The 16468-nt window shown below is 62.0% G+C and carries 18 protein-coding genes and 1 tRNA gene; 7 read left to right on the top strand and 12 right to left on the bottom strand.

Annotated features, from left to right (window positions below; all coding sequences use genetic code 11):
* Positions 1-18 precede the first annotated feature (18 nt).
* Positions 19-1047 carry an aromatic acid exporter family protein gene (locus tag ACIOTN_RS17710; RefSeq protein WP_286134711.1) on the bottom strand — a complete coding sequence of 343 codons (1029 nt, stop codon included), beginning with the start codon at positions 1045-1047 and terminating at the stop codon, positions 19-21.
* A 326-nt stretch (positions 1048-1373) separates the two neighbouring features.
* Between ACIOTN_RS17710 and pstS the strand changes: the two genes are divergently transcribed.
* From pstS to ACIOTN_RS17740, 6 genes are all read left to right on the top strand, one after another.
* Complete coding sequence (gene pstS, locus ACIOTN_RS17715) at positions 1374-2489, top strand: phosphate ABC transporter substrate-binding protein PstS (protein WP_105659003.1); 1116 nt, start codon at positions 1374-1376, stop codon at positions 2487-2489.
* A 119-nt stretch (positions 2490-2608) separates the two neighbouring features.
* The gene (pstC, locus tag ACIOTN_RS17720) at positions 2609-3544 is read left to right on the top strand and encodes a phosphate ABC transporter permease subunit PstC (protein ID WP_105659002.1); all 936 of its coding nucleotides are present in this window, start codon (positions 2609-2611) and stop codon (positions 3542-3544) included.
* Positions 3544-4683 carry a phosphate ABC transporter permease PstA gene (gene pstA / locus ACIOTN_RS17725; protein ID WP_105662705.1) on the top strand — a complete coding sequence of 380 codons (1140 nt, stop codon included), beginning with the start codon at positions 3544-3546 and terminating at the stop codon, positions 4681-4683. Before pstC ends, pstA begins: the two co-directional genes overlap by 1 nt.
* 47 nt (positions 4684-4730) lie before the next feature.
* Positions 4731-5510, top strand: coding sequence for a phosphate ABC transporter ATP-binding protein PstB (pstB, locus tag ACIOTN_RS17730; protein WP_105659000.1), 780 nt, complete (start codon positions 4731-4733; stop codon positions 5508-5510).
* A gap of 203 nt (positions 5511-5713) precedes the next feature.
* Entirely contained in the window at positions 5714-6178 is a 465-nt protein-coding gene (locus ACIOTN_RS17735; protein ID WP_105658999.1) for a hypothetical protein, read from the top strand.
* Positions 6178-6375, top strand: a complete 198-nt coding sequence (locus ACIOTN_RS17740) for a helix-turn-helix transcriptional regulator (protein WP_105658998.1) — start codon at positions 6178-6180, stop codon at positions 6373-6375. Before ACIOTN_RS17735 ends, ACIOTN_RS17740 begins: the two co-directional genes overlap by 1 nt.
* On the opposite strand, the gene ACIOTN_RS17745 is transcribed toward ACIOTN_RS17740, so the two are convergent.
* The 4 genes from ACIOTN_RS17745 to ACIOTN_RS17760 form a co-directional block, all read right to left on the bottom strand.
* On the bottom strand, positions 6372-7400 hold the full coding sequence (locus tag ACIOTN_RS17745) for an inorganic phosphate transporter (protein WP_105658997.1): 1029 nt from the start codon (positions 7398-7400) through the stop codon (positions 6372-6374). The two genes, ACIOTN_RS17740 and ACIOTN_RS17745, sit on opposite strands and share 4 nt — an antisense overlap.
* A 5-nt stretch (positions 7401-7405) precedes the next feature.
* Positions 7406-8020: a hypothetical protein gene (locus ACIOTN_RS17750; RefSeq protein ID WP_286134404.1), complete on the bottom strand. Its 615-nt coding sequence runs from the start codon at positions 8018-8020 to the stop codon at positions 7406-7408.
* A gap of 237 nt (positions 8021-8257) precedes the next feature.
* On the bottom strand, positions 8258-9469 hold the full coding sequence (locus ACIOTN_RS17755; RefSeq protein ID WP_105662707.1) for an MFS transporter: 1212 nt from the start codon (positions 9467-9469) through the stop codon (positions 8258-8260).
* Positions 9470-9532: 63 nt separating this feature from the next.
* Entirely contained in the window at positions 9533-10198 is a 666-nt protein-coding gene (locus ACIOTN_RS17760; protein WP_105658994.1) for a hypothetical protein, read from the bottom strand.
* A 160-nt stretch (positions 10199-10358) separates the two neighbouring features.
* Here ACIOTN_RS17760 and ACIOTN_RS17765 point away from each other — a divergent pair.
* Positions 10359-10431: transfer RNA gene (locus tag ACIOTN_RS17765), tRNA-Lys, on the top strand.
* A 90-nt stretch (positions 10432-10521) separates the two neighbouring features.
* Here ACIOTN_RS17765 and ACIOTN_RS17770 read toward each other — a convergent pair.
* The 7 genes from ACIOTN_RS17770 to ACIOTN_RS17800 form a co-directional block, all read right to left on the bottom strand.
* Positions 10522-11112 carry a dienelactone hydrolase family protein gene (locus ACIOTN_RS17770; protein ID WP_105658993.1) on the bottom strand — a complete coding sequence of 197 codons (591 nt, stop codon included), beginning with the start codon at positions 11110-11112 and terminating at the stop codon, positions 10522-10524.
* 18 nt (positions 11113-11130) lie between these two features.
* Positions 11131-11382, bottom strand: coding sequence for a hypothetical protein (locus tag ACIOTN_RS17775; RefSeq protein WP_105658992.1), 252 nt, complete (start codon positions 11380-11382; stop codon positions 11131-11133).
* Positions 11383-11454: 72 nt separating this feature from the next.
* The gene (locus tag ACIOTN_RS17780; RefSeq protein ID WP_105662708.1) at positions 11455-13062 is read right to left on the bottom strand and encodes an ABC-F family ATP-binding cassette domain-containing protein; all 1608 of its coding nucleotides are present in this window, start codon (positions 13060-13062) and stop codon (positions 11455-11457) included.
* A gap of 211 nt (positions 13063-13273) precedes the next feature.
* Positions 13274-14056, bottom strand: a complete 783-nt coding sequence (locus ACIOTN_RS17785; protein ID WP_105662709.1) for a CPBP family intramembrane glutamic endopeptidase — start codon at positions 14054-14056, stop codon at positions 13274-13276.
* A gap of 162 nt (positions 14057-14218) precedes the next feature.
* A complete protein-coding gene (locus ACIOTN_RS17790; RefSeq protein WP_105658990.1) occupies positions 14219-14920 on the bottom strand; it encodes a demethylmenaquinone methyltransferase in 702 nt (233 codons plus the stop codon).
* 59 nt (positions 14921-14979) lie between these two features.
* Positions 14980-15951: an SRPBCC family protein gene (locus ACIOTN_RS17795; protein ID WP_105662710.1), complete on the bottom strand. Its 972-nt coding sequence runs from the start codon at positions 15949-15951 to the stop codon at positions 14980-14982.
* 11 nt (positions 15952-15962) lie between these two features.
* On the bottom strand, positions 15963-16301 hold the full coding sequence (locus tag ACIOTN_RS17800; RefSeq protein ID WP_105658988.1) for a helix-turn-helix transcriptional regulator: 339 nt from the start codon (positions 16299-16301) through the stop codon (positions 15963-15965).
* Positions 16302-16468 lie beyond the last annotated feature (167 nt).

A 16468-nucleotide genomic window follows, 5' to 3' on the forward strand; every position in this document is an offset into this window, starting at 1 on the left:
CTATGCGGACATTTTCGTTCAGGACAGCTTGGGCAGCACTTCGATGGCTTCTTCGTGTTCGCGGCCTGCCGCTTCGAGCAGATCCACCACCATCGGGCGCAGCAGCAAGACCAGGCCTTCGCCCTGGAGCCCCTCAACTCCCAGGGCGCGCGGATCCAGTTGGGCGGCGACGCCTTCGAGCTGCAGCTGGGCGGCCTTCTCGTATTTGCGTTGGCCAGCCACCGTGGTTTCGCGCACCGAGTGCGCCAAGGTGTTGACCGCCTCGGATAGCTCGCGCATCAGGGGAGCCAAGGTTTGCGCGCCTTCCGGGGTCAGTGCGCTGTTGCTGAGCACGGAAGCAAGGCGCCGGGCGAAGACCCGCGAGTTGCGGGCGGCCCAGTCGTAGTGGTTGAAACGCTTGGATAGCCGGTTCAGTTCATGGCGGTGGCGACGCCCGGTGGGGGAAATCGTTGCGATTTCCTTCGAAGCGCGGAAGGCGGCTGGCAGCATATCCAGGTACTTCTGGGTTCCGCGAGCCTTGATCAGTGCGTGGAAGGCTGCGCGCCGGTCATCGTCGCGGATGGCCCAGGCGCATTCCAAAAGCGCTTCGGAGAGCTCCTTGAACAGATCCGATAACGCGGACACCGGGCTGCGCCGCGGGTCGGTAGGCCAGAAAATAATCACCAGCAGGGCAAGCAGGGACCCGGTCAGGGCATCGATGGAACGGGCAAATGGCCCATCCGCGCTGATGGGCAGCAGCACTACCAGTGCCGATTGCATGCCCAGCTGGGTGGAGAAGATGGCACCGGAATCCAAATAGCGGGCAATGACCAGACTCAGCGACATCACCAGTGCGGCCTGCCAGATCCCCTGCCCGAACCAGTGCATGAGGGTATCGCCCAGCGCCACCCCCAGGGTGCACCCCAGGGCGACTTCGGCGGTTTTGCGCACGGTGGTGGAGGCGCCGAAGCCCAGGGAAACCAGCGCGCTGGTGGCTGCGAAAATCGGTTGGGAATGTCCCCAGATGCTTTCGGCGATCCAAAAGGCTCCGATTGCGCCAAGCGTCATGCGCAGGATTCTAGGCAGGGAGTTGCGCGAGCGTATCAGCCCAGCGCGATTGCGCTGCGCTATGAATCCGAATAGATGCGCTGGCATGCGCTTCACTTTCCGCCCAGTTGCCATGGCTTCAGTCTTCCACGTGTTCGGCGGCAGGTGGCAGAAGCTGCCGGGATATTGCGCTGGTGAGCAGGATCACTTGGCTTCGGGTATGTTGTTAACCTTATGTTCACCTTTGCCGGGGGAGCTGGTTACTTTCGATCTTTAACGTCGTAGATGAAGCGGGAAGACGCCGCTGAAGGTTTTACATCGATCTACCAACATGGGGAGTAAATCTCGTGAAGCTCAATCGCTTTGGCAGCGCAGCTGCTGTTCTTTCCGTAGCGGCACTCGCGCTGACCGCTTGCGGCTCGGATAACCCAACCGCCGCAGCAGGTTCTGAAGGTGCCGAGGCGTCGGCAGCATCCGGTGTCACCGGAACCCTGACCGGCATCGGCGCATCCAGCCAGAACTCGGCCATGGAAGCATGGACCACCGGCTTCAAGACCGCCAACCCGGAAGCCAACGTGCAGTACTCGCCAGATGGCTCCGGCGCAGGCCGCGAAGCATTCCTGGCAGGTGGCGCGCAGTTCGCCGGCTCGGATGCATACCTGAAGGAAGACGAAGCCGAAAAGGCCAAGGAAGTTTGCGGCCCAGAAGGCGCATTCAACATCCCGGCCTACGTTTCGCCGATCGCGATCGCTTTCAACCTCGAAGGCGTTGAAGAGATCAACATGGACGCAGCCACCATCGCCAAGGTGTTCAAGAAGGAAATCACCAAGTGGAACGATGAGGCTATCGCCAAGCAGAACGAAGGCGTTGAACTCCCGGACACCGCAATCACCGTGGTGCACCGCAATGATGAGTCCGGTACCACCGAGAACTTCGTCGAGTACCTGAAGGCCGCAGCGGCTGACGTTTGGAGCTACGATGTTTCCGGCGACTGGCCAAGCGACATCCAGTCGGAGAATGCCAAGGGCACCTCTGGCGTGGTTTCGACCACCACCTCCACCAACGGCGCAATCACCTACGCCGACTTCTCCGCAGTGGGCGGCCTGTCCACCGTGAACGTGAAGGTCGGCGAGGAATACACCAAGATTTCTGCTGAAGCAGCTGCCAAGGCCCTGGAGACCGCAACCCCAGTTGAAGGCGCAGCCGAGAACGACCTGGCTCTGGACCTGGAGCGCGACACCACCGAAGCGGGCACCTACCCAATCGTCCTGGTTTCGTACCACATCTTCTGCAGCAGCTACAAGGACCAGGCAACAGCCGATCTGGTCAAGGCCTTCGGCAACTACGTCATCTCCGAAGATGGCCAGAAGACCGCGCAGGCTTCGGCAGGCAACGCCCCGATCTCGGCAGCCATTGCCGAGAAGGCAAAGAAGTCGATCGACGGCATCACCGTCGCCGAGTAGTACCCCGCCGGGCAACCGGCACCAGGTGCGGGTGGACGAACTCACCCACCCGCACCAGCAGTACCCCTCCACCCCCGCAGTGAAAACTGCACCACCCCCGTTTCGTAAAGGCTCTAGCCATGACTACCAATGCTTTGACAAGCAAGTCATCGACTTCCGGCCGCGCTGGTGACAAGATCTTCTCCGGTGCCGCCCTGGGCGCCGGTGTCCTGATCCTGATCACGCTCTTCGCGGTCGCGGTCTTCTTGCTGATCCAAGCCCTGCCGACGTTCTTCGCCGATCCGGCGGAGATTTCCGGCGGCGCAGGATTCTTCGCTTACATCTGGCCGATTGTTATCGGCACCGTGATCGCAGCGGCTATCGCGCTGCTGATCGCCACCCCGATCGGCATCGGCGTGGCGCTGTTCATCTCGCACTTCGCTCCACGCAAGGTCGCAGGCCCGCTGGGCTACCTGATCGATCTGCTCGCCGCGATCCCCTCGGTGATCTACGGCGCGTGGGGCTACATGGTGCTCGCTCCGGCTCTGGTTCCAGGCTACGAATGGCTGGCCAAGAATCTGGGCTTCATCCCCATCTTCGAAGGCCCCGCCAGCCAGACCGGCAAGACCATGCTCACCGCCGGCATCGTGCTGGCCGTGATGGTGCTGCCGATCATCACCTCGCTGAGCCGCGAGATCTTCTTGCAGACTCCCAAGCTGCACGAGGAAGCCGCGCTGGCACTGGGCGCAACCCGCTGGGAAATGATCACCACCGCGGTGATCCCGTTCGCCCGTCCGGGCATCATTTCCGCCGTCATGCTGGGTCTGGGCCGCGCCTTGGGCGAGACCATGGCCGTTGCGCTGGTGCTCTCCACCGGCAACCTGATCCCATCGCTGATCAAGACCGGCAACCAGACGATCGCCGCGGAAATCGCCTTGAACTTCCCTGAGGCCTTCGGCCTGCGCCTGGCAGAGCTGATCGCCGCCGGCCTGGTCCTGTTCCTGATCACCCTGGTCGTGAACATGATCGCTCGTGGAATCATCGCCCGCCACAAGGAATTCTCGGGAGCTAACTGATGAGCACCATGACTACTAACCAGAGCAACAGGCCCGGGGTCCCGACTCCACCGGTGCGCAAGCGCAACTCCTTGGCCAAGGGCAAGCTGCCGAAGTGGGCCATCTGGGCGATCGCCGCAGGCGCCATCATTGTCGGCGCGGCAGCGTCCACGCTGACCGGCTTCAACGTTGCCTCCTTCGCCATCTACTCGGCGCTCATCTTCCTGGTGGCCGCCTCCGTGATCACCACCGCAGCTGAAGGCAAGCGCCGCGGCAAGAACGCGATGTGGACCTACCTGATCTACGCGGCGTTCATCGTCGCCGTGATCCCGCTGGTATCCGTGCTCTATACGGTGCTGGAAAAGGGCATGCCGGGCCTGAACAGCCACTTCCTGTTCAGCTCCATGAACGGCGTGACCGGCGCGGTGGACAATGAATCCGTCGCCAATGGCACCCCGGTAGTCGGCGGCGCGTACCACGCGGTGATGGGCACCTTGCTGATCACCCTGTGGGCCACCTTGATCTCCGTTCCAGTGGGCATGCTGACCGCTGTCTACCTGGTGGAATACGGGCAGGGCAAGGCGCTGTCCAAGGCGATCACCTTCTTCGTCGACGTGATGACCGGCATTCCTTCGATCGTTGCCGGCCTGTTCGCAGCGGCCTTCTTCGGCATGATCCTGGGTCCGAACGCCCGCATGGGCATCGTCGCGGCGGTCGCGTTGAGCGTGCTGATGATCCCAACGGTGGTCCGCTCCACCGAGGAAATGCTCAAGATCGTTCCCAACGAACTGCGTGAAGCTTCCTTCGCGCTGGGCGTGCGCCGCTGGCGCACCATCTTGAAGGTCGTCATCCCGACCGCGATCTCCGGCATCGCCTCGGGCGTCACCCTGGCCATCGCCCGCGTGATCGGAGAGACCGCGCCAATCCTGGTCACCGCAGGCATCGCAAGCCAGATCAACATGAACGTCTTCGCAAACTGGATGTCCACGCTGCCGACGTTCATCTACTACCAGATCCTGACTCCGACCAGCCCGACGAACATCGACCCGTCGGTGCAGCGCGCCTGGGCTGCTGCCCTGCTGCTGATCTTCATGGTTATGGCTTTGAACCTCATCGCCCGCCTGGTCGCTTCGATCTTCGCCCCAAAGAAGGGCCGTTGAGCTAAGGCTCCGGTCCGGACAAACCCGAACTTTTCAAGGATTACATCATGGCAAAACGCATTGACGTCAACGACCTGAACGTCTACTACTCCAAGTTCCTCGCCGTTGAAGGCGTCTCGATCAACATCGAGCCGAAGTCCGTCACCGCTTTCATCGGCCCCTCGGGCTGCGGCAAGTCCACCTTCCTGCGCACCCTGAACCGCATGCACGAGGTCATCCCGGGCGGCCGCGTCGAGGGCCAGGTCCTGCTGGACGGCGATGACCTGTACGGCGCCGGCGTCGACCCGGTCACCGTGCGCAGCCAGATCGGCATGGTCTTCCAGCGTCCGAATCCGTTCCCGACCATGTCCATCAAGGACAACGTGCTCGCCGGAGTGAAGCTGAACGGCCAGCGGATTTCCAAGTCCGATGCCGATGCCCTGGTCGAGAAGTCGCTACGCGGCGCCAACTTGTGGAACGAAGTCAAGGATCGCCTGGACAAGCCGGGCTCGGGACTCTCCGGCGGCCAGCAGCAGCGCCTGTGCATCGCCCGCACCATTGCGGTCAAGCCGGACGTGATCCTGATGGATGAGCCTTGCTCGGCATTGGACCCGATCTCCACCCTGGCTATCGAGGACCTGATCAACGAGCTGAAGAACGACTACACCGTAGTGATCGTGACCCACAATATGCAGCAGGCTGCACGCGTGAGCGACAAGACCGCGTTCTTCAACATTGCGGGCACCGGCAAGCCGGGCAAGCTCATCGAGTACAACGACACTGCAGCCATCTTCTCCAACCCGGAGCAGAAGGCCACCGAGGATTACGTCTCCGGACGCTTCGGATAAAGATTTCGGATACCGCCGCTCCTTGAGCCGGCGGTAGACGGACCGGAAGGGGGGTCTTCCGGGGATCCTGGAGGGGATCACCGCCAGCGGCGCACCGATTACGGTGCGCCGCTGCACTTTAACTATTCATGTAAAGCACCCTTGACTGTAAAGCACGCTTGTCAGTAAAGTGTGGTTTACATCAATAGGGATAGGGGACAACGATGGATTCAAAAGCAGTTGGCCAGAGCAAATGGGGCCGTTCGCGCTTCGGTGGCGGGTCGGGCGCCCTGATTGCCGTCAGCCTCAGCGCAGGGGCAGTGCTTTCAGCCGGTGCAGGTGTGCTCTTCGCCCGGCTGAACGCCCCGGAGCATTTCGTCTTGGCAGCGTTGCTCATGGCCGCTGGCTTGCTGCCGGTGCTTTCTACAGCTTGCTGGGCGTTGCTGCTGGATCGCGACACCCTGCGCGGTGCCACAAGGAACCCCGAGATATCGGTGGAGAGCCAGTGGTATGACCGAGCTGCCATCGGAGTGTTCCAGGATTTGCTGTTAGTTTGCGGCCTCGGTGGTGCAGTGTTTTCGTTCATTCAGATCCAAGCATCACTTGGCCTCGTTCTGGCTGGTGTCGTGCTGCTGGCGTTGCTTGACTTCGGAATCCGCTATTTCATCATTAAGCGGGCAGAAAGCTAGTGGAGAACAATCTCAGTGCATACCGCAGGGAACGCGGGTTCTCCCAGCAAGCATTGGCCGACCTGCTGGGCGTCTCCCGGCAGACCGTCATCTCGCTTGAAAAAGGCCGCTACGACCCGTCCCTGCCGCTGGCATTCAAGCTCTCGGCGGTCTTCGGCTGCAAGATCGAAGACCTCTTCATTCCGGGCGAAGACTAGGCGTTGCCCAGCAGCGGGTGCACCGCCAGGGTGAGAATCGCGCCGCAGGCAACGCAGGCAATCGGGGTCAGCACCCAGTGCAGCAGCACCTTGGTGACATTGCGCCACACCACCGATTCGAAAGACTGGTTATTGCCGGCACCGACGATGCCGCTGGTTACCGCCTGCGTGGTGGACAGCGGCAGGTGCAAGACGAGCGAGCCGAGGAACAGCATTGCCGCGGCTACGCCCTGGGCGATCATGCCGCGCAGCGGATCGAAGTTCACCAGCCGGCGGCCGAGCGTATAGGTGATGCGCCATCCGCCCAGGAGCACGCCAAGCCCCAGTGCCGAGGCCGCGGCCAGCTGGATAGCCCATGTCACGGGCCCCGGGTCCATTGCATGACCGGTGATCAGCACCAGTGCGATCATCGCGCCGGTGCGCTGGCCATCTTGCAGCCCCAGTCCCAGAGCCACGGCGCAGGCGGTGATGGCCTGGCCTGCGCGCGAGCCGTTGTTGACCGAACGCGAGGAGTTGTGGCGCATCAGCCAGGTCGCCGGAATCACCAGCGCATAGGACAACAGGTAGGCGATGACCGGGGTGATCAGCATGGGCAGCAGCACCGAGCCGAGCAGCAGACCCCAGGCCCCGGACATCGACAGGTCGCCCATGAAAGCCGAGGCGCCGCTGGCGCCCACCAAGCCGGAGAACAGCGCATGGGTGGAACTGACCGGCAGGCCGCGCCACCAGCAATACAGGCCCCACGCGCCGGCGGTCAGCAGGCCGCAGATCAGCAGCTTCAATCCGACGACGCCATCGGGGAGATTGAAGTTCAGCTTGTCCACCAGCGCCACGCTCAGCCCCGAGGTCGCCAAGGTGCCGAGGAAGGCGAATACCGCCGCCACAGAGACCGCAATGGCCGGGCGCAGCGCCCTGGTGCGGACGGAGGCCGCAACGGCCGTAGAGGAATCCCTGAAGCCGTTGAGCACGCCATAGCCCAGGGTCAGGACGATCGCGAATCCGGTGAGGACCGAAAGGATGGTCATTTCCCCTAGGACTCCTTCACCAGCACGCGACCCAGGTGGTCGGCGAACTGGCGCAGGGTGTTGGCGGTAAGCATCAGGTGGTCGGCCACGCGCTGGTGGCGGTGGATGGTCCCTGGCTTGGCGAACTTCGCGATCTCATTGACCCACACCAGGTGGGTTCGGGCCGCGCGCTTGGAGAACTGCAGCATCTGCAGCCAGTTGTCTTCCAGGTCATCGAGGTTATGCAGGCGCTGGACCGAATCGGAGGCCAGCTCGGCCAGCTGCGAAATGAGTTCAAGCTGCTCCGAGGAACGCTCGGAAAGCGGGGTGGAGCCAACGGTCATGATCAGTTCGCCGGTGCCGCGCAGCTGTTCCATGGTTTCGTGCAGCAAGCGCGAAAGCGTGTACATGTCTTCGCGGGGAAGCGGGCTGATATAGCTGGTTCGCAGGTGGGTGAGCACCGCGTGCACCAGATCGGAGGCCTCGGCTTCCGCGGAGGCCAGATCCCGCAGCTGGTCCGCACGGGTATCGGGTGAGCCGATCATCTCGGCGACATTGGCAACGGAGGTGCGAATGGTCGTCGTCAACCCGCACAGCAACTCGATGCCGCGCGAGGCGGAGGGAAAGATCTGGAACTTCACTTTACGGCGCACCATTCGATTCGACGGCTATTGGTACCAACGCAGAACAGTTTACGACGTGGAAGTTAACACCGGGTATTTGAAGGTGCCGGACCGGGAACGCCTCTCGGCGGAAGGCCGCTCGAAGCGGCAGAATTTTGGAGCCCGGGGTTACCAGCGGCCCGGCACCGTTACCTAGTGTTCTCGCCCTACCGGTGTGCTGTCAACCGCAGGGCGGCGCTCGTGCGTTTTCTCACGCTAGCGGCGCACGCTCTTCTCCGCTCCGCTCAGGCAGAGCAGCGCGCAGCAGAACCAGATCGCTCCCGCCGGCCCCAAACCCGCGGCGACCGTACTCGAGATGATCGGCAAAGCTACTTGTCCGACCCGGTTTCCCATGAGCCGCACGGCCAATGCGGCACCGCGGTCCACCGCCGGTACCGAGGTGGAAATCATGGTCATGGTCATCGGCTGGCCCAGGCCCAGGAAGAAGCCGCCGACCAGCAACGCGGCCCCGGAGGCCCACAGCGAATCGATGAAGATCGGGGCCAGCGCGATGGCTATGCCCGAAATGTACAAACTGGTGACTAGCAGGTGGTTGCGTTCGAAGTGGGCCGAGAGCTTGGGGATGAACAGCCGGGAAACTACCGAAGCGAAACCTCGAATGGCCAAAAGCACACCAACATCTTCGGGTGTGACGCCATGTTTCTCCGCCACCAGCGGCAAGAAGGCCGTGAGGATGTCCAGCATGGCCAGCAAGGTCATCGAGGCGAACATGTGCGAAGCCATGCCCTTGATGCGCAAGACCGAGGGAATGGAGGCTTCGGACTTCGCCGGGCGGGTTTGCGGCGCCGTCTTGGAAATCCTCGGCTGCCAGCTCGGAAGCAAGAAGGGGACAGCTAGCAGTGAGCACCCGGCCGCAATCCACAGCGACAGGCTGATGCCGGCGATGCGCTCAGGGGAGGCGGCATCGGTACCGGAGCCGAGCACCAATCCGCCAATCAGCGGCCCGATGAATTGCCCAGCCGCGTAGGCGGCCGTGAACCAGCCAAAGCCCTTGTCCAGATCGCTGTCGGGGAAGAACCGGGCGATGGAAGATTGCCCGCCAATGGTAAACATCAGATGCCCGAGCCCGAGCACGGCACTGGCCAGCGCCACGGTCAAGGCATTCGGGGAGAAATTGATGCCGATGCCGCCCGCGGCCAGCAAGGCCACGCCGGCAACCATCAGGAACCGGATCCTGCGGATCCGCGAACTGGCCCGGCCCAGCATCATTGCGGTGAACAGCGGGAGGATGGCATAGGCGGCGGTCACCACGCCGACGGTGAACTCGCCGGAGCCAAAAGAGATGAGCTTATAGGTGGTCACCGGACGAATGAGGTTCAGCGCCGTTTGGGAAAGCAACGCCGTTGCGATCAGGATCAGCAACCAGCGTACGAGCCCTGAAGAGTTGGTCCTCGATGCGGCGCCCACACCCACCTGCCTAAAATTGAGGGGCAACTTCCTCAACCCATCCTAAGGGCGCGGGATCATGTTTCAGTCCAATGCGTCCTGGCGCCAAAGCCGGGCGCAGGCTTCCAGATCCACGGCGGTGCCCATCAGGGCCTTGGCCTGCTGGGTCAGCTTGGTTCCCCGATCGCTGCTGGAAAAATCCGCGGCATCGGCATGCTCGGTCATGCCCAGCGCCAGTACCCGGCAATAGGCGGCGGTGCGTTCCAAGGCATGGGCGAAGTCGCCGTCGAAGGCGCCGGAGAGAATCGACCCGGTCATCTTCTTCATCTCCTCGGCGGTCGGCGGCTCGGCCACTCCGGCGACGATGCGTTCGACCTGGGCACGATGGGCTCCAGCCTGGAAGCGTGCAGAATGCACCTCGGGCTTGCTCATTGTTGCCGCGCGAACCGCATACAAGCGCCACAGGGCACCTGGCAGGGAGCGGGCCGGAGCCTCGCTCCACAGCTGCGCGAGCACCTCCAGCCCTTCTTCTTCGGCCACCGCAATCAGCCGGCGTGAAACTTCGGGGTCGTTGTTGGCAATGCCGCGCTGCACGAAAGCCTGGGCGGACAGATGGGCTGCCTCGGATACGCGCGCCGGATCAGCGCCTCCCTCGTAGGGCTCGAAATCTGCCGGGGCGAAGGGGCGTGGTTTGTGATGGCGGAATCCCGCATCCTGGGCAACTTTTGATCCTGCACGTGCACCTCTCATGCGCTCCAGAATACTCGCTGATCCTGAGTTCTGCGCCAACAAGTGATTTAGCTTGCAAACCCCAAGATCCAGCGGAAATTACGGGCTGCCGAATTGCGGAATACGCCGATTAATACTCATGCCGGTCCATCAGGTAGTATGGATTTTGGCCTTGTGCCGTGCGCCTTTAGCTCAGCTGGTAGAGCACTGGACTTTTAATCCATTGGTCGCGGGTTCGATCCCCGCAGGGCGCACAAAATGAAACCGGACCCGGCTTGCTAACGCAAGCCGGGTCCGGTTTTTCGATTTATTGTCCGGCATGGAACCAGCGGACTGCCCTCGTGCTAGACGTAGGGCTGAAGGAACTTGACCATGCGTTCCATCACCAACGCGCGAGCTTCTGGATCATGCGAGCGAAGCGAGCTGTCGGTGAACAGGTGCTGCTTGCCAGGGTAGGTGAAGAGCTGGGCGATATCGCCGCCCTCTGCTTCAACGAAGCGCTGAGCTGCCTCCAGGTCGCCTTCCTTCGCGAAGAACGGGTCCTGGTCCATGCCATGGATCTGCACCGGGACATTTTCCGGCCACGGCCCGAAGCTCCAGTCGGCGTCCAGATCCACGAAGGATTCGAGCAGGATCGCGGCGATGGCGCCGGGACGTTGCTGCGCGCACTGCTGGGCCAGGGCCGCGCCCCAGGAAGTGCCGATGTAGACCAGCTCTTCGGGCAGTTTGCCAAATAGCTTGTCGACGCGTTCCTGGATCTTGTCCGCGGTCAGCTTGCCTGCCATGCGCATACCGGCATCGAAATCCTTGGGCAGCTTGCCGGCGTACAGATCCAGTGCGTGCACGGTGTGGCCAGCGGCGCGCAATTCTGCGGCCATCTCCTGCACCCCGGGGGTCAGGCCCTGGACGTGATGGAAAAGAACAATCGTAGCCATGGGTGCTCCTAGCGGTTTCTAGCGTTCGTCGACCAGGTTCTCGATGCGCTGCGGCAAGTGCTCAATGGCCATGTCCCAGCCGGGCATCTGGCTATTGATCTCCACGCTGTACCCTTCGACCAGCATGAATTCTGCGCAGGTAAGGATTTCCTGGCCGGAACCCGTTTCATAGATGAAGGCACGTTTGATGTCCTGCCAGAGCAGGGTTGCGGACTGGTCGATCACGAGGCCGCTTTTGACGACTTCGACGGTGCGCTGGGGGTAGGACATACTCAACTTGCTTTCGGGGTCCTTGGCGGTGTGCTTTGAACAAGTCTAAACCGGCAGCGCACCGCCAGGGGGTTAGCAAACTGGATTCGGGTAGGACTTCGCCAAGGTTCCCTGCGCATCCAGCTCCAGCAAATAGTCCAGATCCAGCTGCGACAGGAAATGCTGATCGTGGCTGACTACCAGCAACGCGCCCTTATAGGCGCCCAGTGCTTCGCTGAGCTGGCGCACGCTGTCCATATCCAGATTATTGGTGGGCTCATCGAGGATGAGCAGCTGCGCGGCTGGTTCTGCCAGCAGCAACGTCGCCAGATGGACCCGGAAACGCTCGCCGCCGGACAGCGCCGCCACTGGCCGGTCGGCGCTGGCCCCGCGCAGCAGCAACCGGGCAAGCATATTGCGCACGTCGTTCGCGGTTGCTGCTGGCGCCACCAGCGCCACGTTCTGGATCGCGCTTAGTTGGCCATCCAGGCCGTCCAGGCGCTGGGGCAGGTACCCGACCCGGTCCACGAAGAGCGTTCCGCCCGGTCCGGGGCCGGGATCTTCGCCGGCGAGCATCTGCTGGAGCAGCCGGGTCTTCCCGGAACCATTGGGGCCGACAAGGCCCACGCGTTCGGCTCCCTGGATGATGAACTGGTGATCTTCTGCACCTAGCGCCGCGACCTGCTTGCCCGAGGGCAACTGGGGATCGGGCAGCTCGATGCTGATGTGCTCGGCCTGCCGAACCCGCCGATCGGCATCGTCGAGCCTGGCCTGGGCCGAATCGACCTTGCCATCCAGGTTTGAACGCATCTTCCCGGCGTTCGCCTCGGATTTCTGGCGAAGGTGGTTGGCCAGGATCTTCGGCATGCCTCCGGAAAGCTGGGTGGCCCGACCCTTGCGCTTGGCCCGCGCCAACTTCGTTTCGGCCTCTGCCCGTTGGCGCTTTTCCACTTTCAGGGAGGCCTGGGCAGTTCTGGCTGCCTGCTCGGCCGCCTGCTGCTCGGTTTCAATCTGCTCGCGGTATGAGCTGTAGGGCCCTCCGAAAACGCTGAGCTTCCCGTCGTAGAGCTCCACCGTATGCTCCATGAGCTCGAGCAGCTCGATATCGTGGCTCACCACAACCAGCGTGCCCTTCCAGGCACGTACAAGGTCGTAGAGCAATTCACGGGCAGGGCGATCGAGGTTATTCGTCGGCTCGTCGAGCAGCGTGATCGGCGAATCGGCCAGTCGCAGGCCCAGTACCGCCAGCAGCATGACCTCCCCACCCGATAAGGTGGTGATTTGGCGGCCCAGATCCAGCCCGTCGAAGCCCAGCGGCGCCAGTTCAGCTCGAACCCGGGCTTCGGCATCCCAGTTCGCGCCCACCGCATCGAAATCCGCTGGGTCGACACTGCCGGACTCGATAGCTTCCAAAGCCGCGAGGACCTGATGCGCCCCCAGCAGCTGGGCGACGGTCGTGTCCTGTTCCAGAGCCAGCGTTTGCGGCAGGTAGCTCAGCGGTGCGTTCGTTTCTGCCGTTCCGCTCGTTGGGCGCAGCTGCCCGGCGATCAGCTTCAGCAACGTCGATTTGCCGCTGCCGTTGGCGCCGATCAACCCGGTCCGCCCGGATGGAAACGTGCCGTCCAGATTGGCCAGGGCGCTTTCTCCCGTGGGCCAGGAAAAGCTGAGGTTGTTCAGGGTAATTGGTGGTGTCAAAGACATGCAGGTTCTCCCGCGAATGCGAAGGGGCTGCCGGCTTGGGGGATCGCAGAATTGGCTTAACCCCGCAGGGGAGCCGCAAAGGAAAAGGATACCGAAGCCGGTAGCCGAAATGAACAAGATGCACCGTTGGGAAACGATGCGGGGTCGTCGGCTGGCTCAGTAGGTATCCATGCCAACGAGTGTAGCAGGGGGAATTGGGGTGTTAACCCCCTCAGTACAAGAAGATCGGGAGCCATTCCCGGTTGTGCGCGTGGACCAGCGCGAGGAACAGGACGAAGTCGAAGATCAGATGCACGCTAACTACATAGGACAGGGACTTCGTCAGCTTGAAGGTATACCCCTGCAGCAGGGCGAAGGGAAAGGTCAGCAACGGCCCCCAGGATTGGTAGCCGATCTCCCACAGGAAGGAGGAGAAGATCACCGCTTGCAGGAGGTTGGCCTGCCAGTCCGGGAAATGCTGGCGCAGCAATGCGAATGCCGTGCAGATGAAGAACAGCTCGTCCCAGATGCCCACCGAATTAACTCCGAGGAAGAGCCGCCAGAAGATGGCTGGGTCCGAGGCGTCCGGCCAGTTCTGGTAGACACCGGTGCTGATCAGGTACACCGGGAGGATGAAGAAGCCCAGCGCCACCACCCCCAGCAAGTACAGCTTCGCTGCCAGCGGCCACTTGAGGCCGGTGTTCACCGGGAACTTGATGATCTGCTCGCGCAAGGCGAAGCGCGAGATCAGCCAGGGCAGCAGGACTGCCGCGGCCAGCGCTGCGCCCATCAGCGCCATGTGGCCCAGGTCCAGATCGGCGTTGAGCGGAACCAGGCTGATGATCACCAGCCCTGCAGCGATCAATGCCAGATGCCGAGCGAGCCTGCGCTGGATGACCGCTGCGCACAGCAGGCTCAGCGCCAGCAGGCCGTAGCCCAACAGGTCGTTTTCGGCGCCGAAGAGGAACACTGCGGAACCCGAGAGCAGGGAGGCTGGCAGCAGCTTCCAGCTCATCGCGGGGCGGTGCGATTCGGTTGGTATCTGGCTCACGGACACAAGCATGCCAGCTGGGCCGGCAGAAAGACACAGCCCGCCGCCGCGGAACCAGTGCTTTAAAGCTTCTGGCCCGCATCCGTCATTTCGGCTGCGGGCCAGAAGGAAAATTCTGGAGAAGTGCTACTTCCAGGCGCGGTGCACGGCGACGATGCCACCGGTCAGGTTGCGGTATTCCACGTTCTTCCAGCCAACGTTGACGAACTTGGCACCCAGTTCGTCCTGGTCTGGCCAAGCTGCAATGGATTCAGCCAAGTAGGCGTAAGCGGTCGGGTTAGGGGAAACCAGATAGCCCAGCGCAGGAATGGCGCGCGGCAGGAACTGCTTGTAGGCCGTCTTGATCGGGGCGACGGTCGGAGTGGAGAACTCGGCGACGACGATCCGTCCGCCGGGCTTGGCCACGCGGCGCATTTCGGACAGGGCCTTCTCGGTATCCGCGATATTGCGCAGACCGTAGGAGATGGTCACTGCATCGAAGGTGTTGTCTTCGAACGGCAGGTCGGTTCCGTCTCCGTAGACGAAGTTCAGCTGCGGGTAGCGCTTGCGGCCCTCATCGAGCATGCCGTGGGACATGTCGCAAGCGGTGACGTCAGCGCCGGCTTCCGCGAGCGGGACCGAGGAGGTGCCGGTGCCTGCGGCGAGGTCGAGAATGCGCTCGCCGGGCTTTGGCGCGATCGCTTCGGTGGTGATCTTGCGCCAGTAGTTCACGATGCCGCCGGTCATCAAGGTATTGAGCAAGTCGTAGCGAGGAGCCAGCTTGTCAAACATTTCCTGAACCTGTTCGGCCTTCTTGTCCAGGCCTGCGCGCGCATTCTGAGAACTCATGGGTCTAAGTCTTCCATATTTGCGCGCGCCAAGGCGCCGGATGTGGGGCGAATCGCCCTTTAGAGAATCGATTCGAGCCGGGCGTAGCTGGCCTCCATCCCGTCGGTCATTCCGGTGGCGAGCACCATGTCGCGGGTTTGCGCATCTGGGTAGGTGATCAGGATCGTCAGCAGGGTGCCGCCCTGGTTGGATGTCAGCGTTAATTCATTCACCGTGGCCGGGTAATCGGTGCCGATCATTTGCTCCGTGGTCCGCTCGTAGGACTGGGGCAGCGTTTCAAGTACGGTTCCAGTGAAACCGAAACCGGAGCCGTCATCGGCAGATAGCGGTTCCCACCAGTACCGGTAGGTCTCGCCGGCCTCTTGCGCCGTCACGCATTCAGCCAACTGCCATCCGTCGGGGCCGAGCATCCAACGTTTCATGAGCCGCTGGTCATGGTGGGCCTGCCAGACTTGCTCCACTGACCCGCGCACCAAGCGGGTAATGCGCACCTGGGTGTCCGACAGGATCTGTGCATCGGTGATGAAATTTTCGGCATAATTGCGCAGGTCGATGAGGACTTGCTCGATCTGGCTCATGGCCGAACGGGTGCCATCGATCATGCCCATGGAGACGACTTGTTCCAGCTCCTCAACGGAATCGAAAACTGCTGTAATCGTCAGTTTTGATCCTTCAGGCGTCGGGTCGAAGGAGAAAACCATGCGGTTGAGGGGCAGGTCGGGGTTCGGAGTGCCGTCGGCGTGCGCAAAGCCGTCGCTGACCTCAAAGAATTTGTGCTCGACGACTTCATTCCAGATCCAGTAACCGTGGAATTCTTCGCCTTCGGGAGAAGTCATGTGGTAGTTCGAGCGGCCACCAGGGGTGGCATCGTGCCGGGTGAAAGTTGCCGGGTATTCCACCGGCCCCCAGAATTTTTCAAGTTGCCGGGCGTCCAGGTAAGCATCCCACAGGCGGGAAACCTTGACCGGAAATTCTGCGTGGACAGTCAGTGAGAGTGCTTCGGAATCTTTGACAACGGATGTGACAGGCATGGGAATGCTCCTTATTTGTCCCCATCGGCGAGGAAATCATCGAGCCGGCTGATGCGTTGGCGCCAGATGTCTTCGAGGGAAGAGAGTAGCTCTTGCGCGTGCCGGATGGTATCCGGCTGTCCGCGAACTATGCGTTCGCGACCACGTGCGATTTTTGTGACCAGACCAGCGGATTCCAATGCCGCGACGTGCTTCTGAACTGCCGCAAAAGACATGTCATAGCTTGCAGCAATTTCCGAAACGCTCACCTCGGCGTTTAGCGTCCGCCGCACGATGTCTCGTCGTGTGGCATCTGCCAAGGCGCGGAAGACCTTGTTTGCCTGTTCTTCGCTCAACTCATATACAACCATTTGGTTGTATATTACGCCCGGAATGGGCTGGAAGTAAAGAGGTGGATCAAAACTTTTGGAGGGTAGTGTACTTATCCCCTATATAATCGACATTGTATAGGTGATATGTCACCTGCGAATTTCAGCCTTGGGATTGCGCGCCGCGGGGCCGCCCCCATGCCACTCGC

Origin of the sequence: Glutamicibacter sp. NPDC087661 (assembly GCF_044743275.1) — a bacterium.
Classification (GTDB): Bacteria; Actinomycetota; Actinomycetes; order Actinomycetales; family Micrococcaceae; genus Glutamicibacter.

What these genes read in the sequence shown, in the direction of transcription:
- ACIOTN_RS17710 (WP_286134711.1), bottom strand. Translation starts at nt 1,047, where the DNA reads ATGACGCTTGGCGCAATCGGAGCCTTTTGGATCGCCGAAAGCATCTGG.
- pstC (WP_105659002.1), top strand. Translation starts at nt 2,609, where the DNA reads ATGACTACCAATGCTTTGACAAGCAAGTCATCGACTTCCGGCCGCGCT.
- pstA (WP_105662705.1), top strand. Translation starts at nt 3,544, where the DNA reads ATGAGCACCATGACTACTAACCAGAGCAACAGGCCCGGGGTCCCGACT.
- pstB (WP_105659000.1), top strand. Translation starts at nt 4,731, where the DNA reads ATGGCAAAACGCATTGACGTCAACGACCTGAACGTCTACTACTCCAAG.
- ACIOTN_RS17735 (WP_105658999.1), top strand. Translation starts at nt 5,714, where the DNA reads ATGGATTCAAAAGCAGTTGGCCAGAGCAAATGGGGCCGTTCGCGCTTC.
- ACIOTN_RS17745 (WP_105658997.1), bottom strand. Translation starts at nt 7,400, where the DNA reads ATGACCATCCTTTCGGTCCTCACCGGATTCGCGATCGTCCTGACCCTG.
- ACIOTN_RS17760 (WP_105658994.1), bottom strand. Translation starts at nt 10,198, where the DNA reads ATGAGAGGTGCACGTGCAGGATCAAAAGTTGCCCAGGATGCGGGATTC.
- ACIOTN_RS17770 (WP_105658993.1), bottom strand. Translation starts at nt 11,112, where the DNA reads ATGGCTACGATTGTTCTTTTCCATCACGTCCAGGGCCTGACCCCCGGG.
- ACIOTN_RS17775 (WP_105658992.1), bottom strand. Translation starts at nt 11,382, where the DNA reads ATGTCCTACCCCCAGCGCACCGTCGAAGTCGTCAAAAGCGGCCTCGTG.
- ACIOTN_RS17780 (WP_105662708.1), bottom strand. Translation starts at nt 13,062, where the DNA reads ATGTCTTTGACACCACCAATTACCCTGAACAACCTCAGCTTTTCCTGG.
- ACIOTN_RS17785 (WP_105662709.1), bottom strand. Translation starts at nt 14,056, where the DNA reads ATGAGCTGGAAGCTGCTGCCAGCCTCCCTGCTCTCGGGTTCCGCAGTG.
- ACIOTN_RS17790 (WP_105658990.1), bottom strand. Translation starts at nt 14,920, where the DNA reads ATGAGTTCTCAGAATGCGCGCGCAGGCCTGGACAAGAAGGCCGAACAG.
- ACIOTN_RS17795 (WP_105662710.1), bottom strand. Translation starts at nt 15,951, where the DNA reads ATGCCTGTCACATCCGTTGTCAAAGATTCCGAAGCACTCTCACTGACT.
- ACIOTN_RS17800 (WP_105658988.1), bottom strand. Translation starts at nt 16,301, where the DNA reads ATGGTTGTATATGAGTTGAGCGAAGAACAGGCAAACAAGGTCTTCCGC.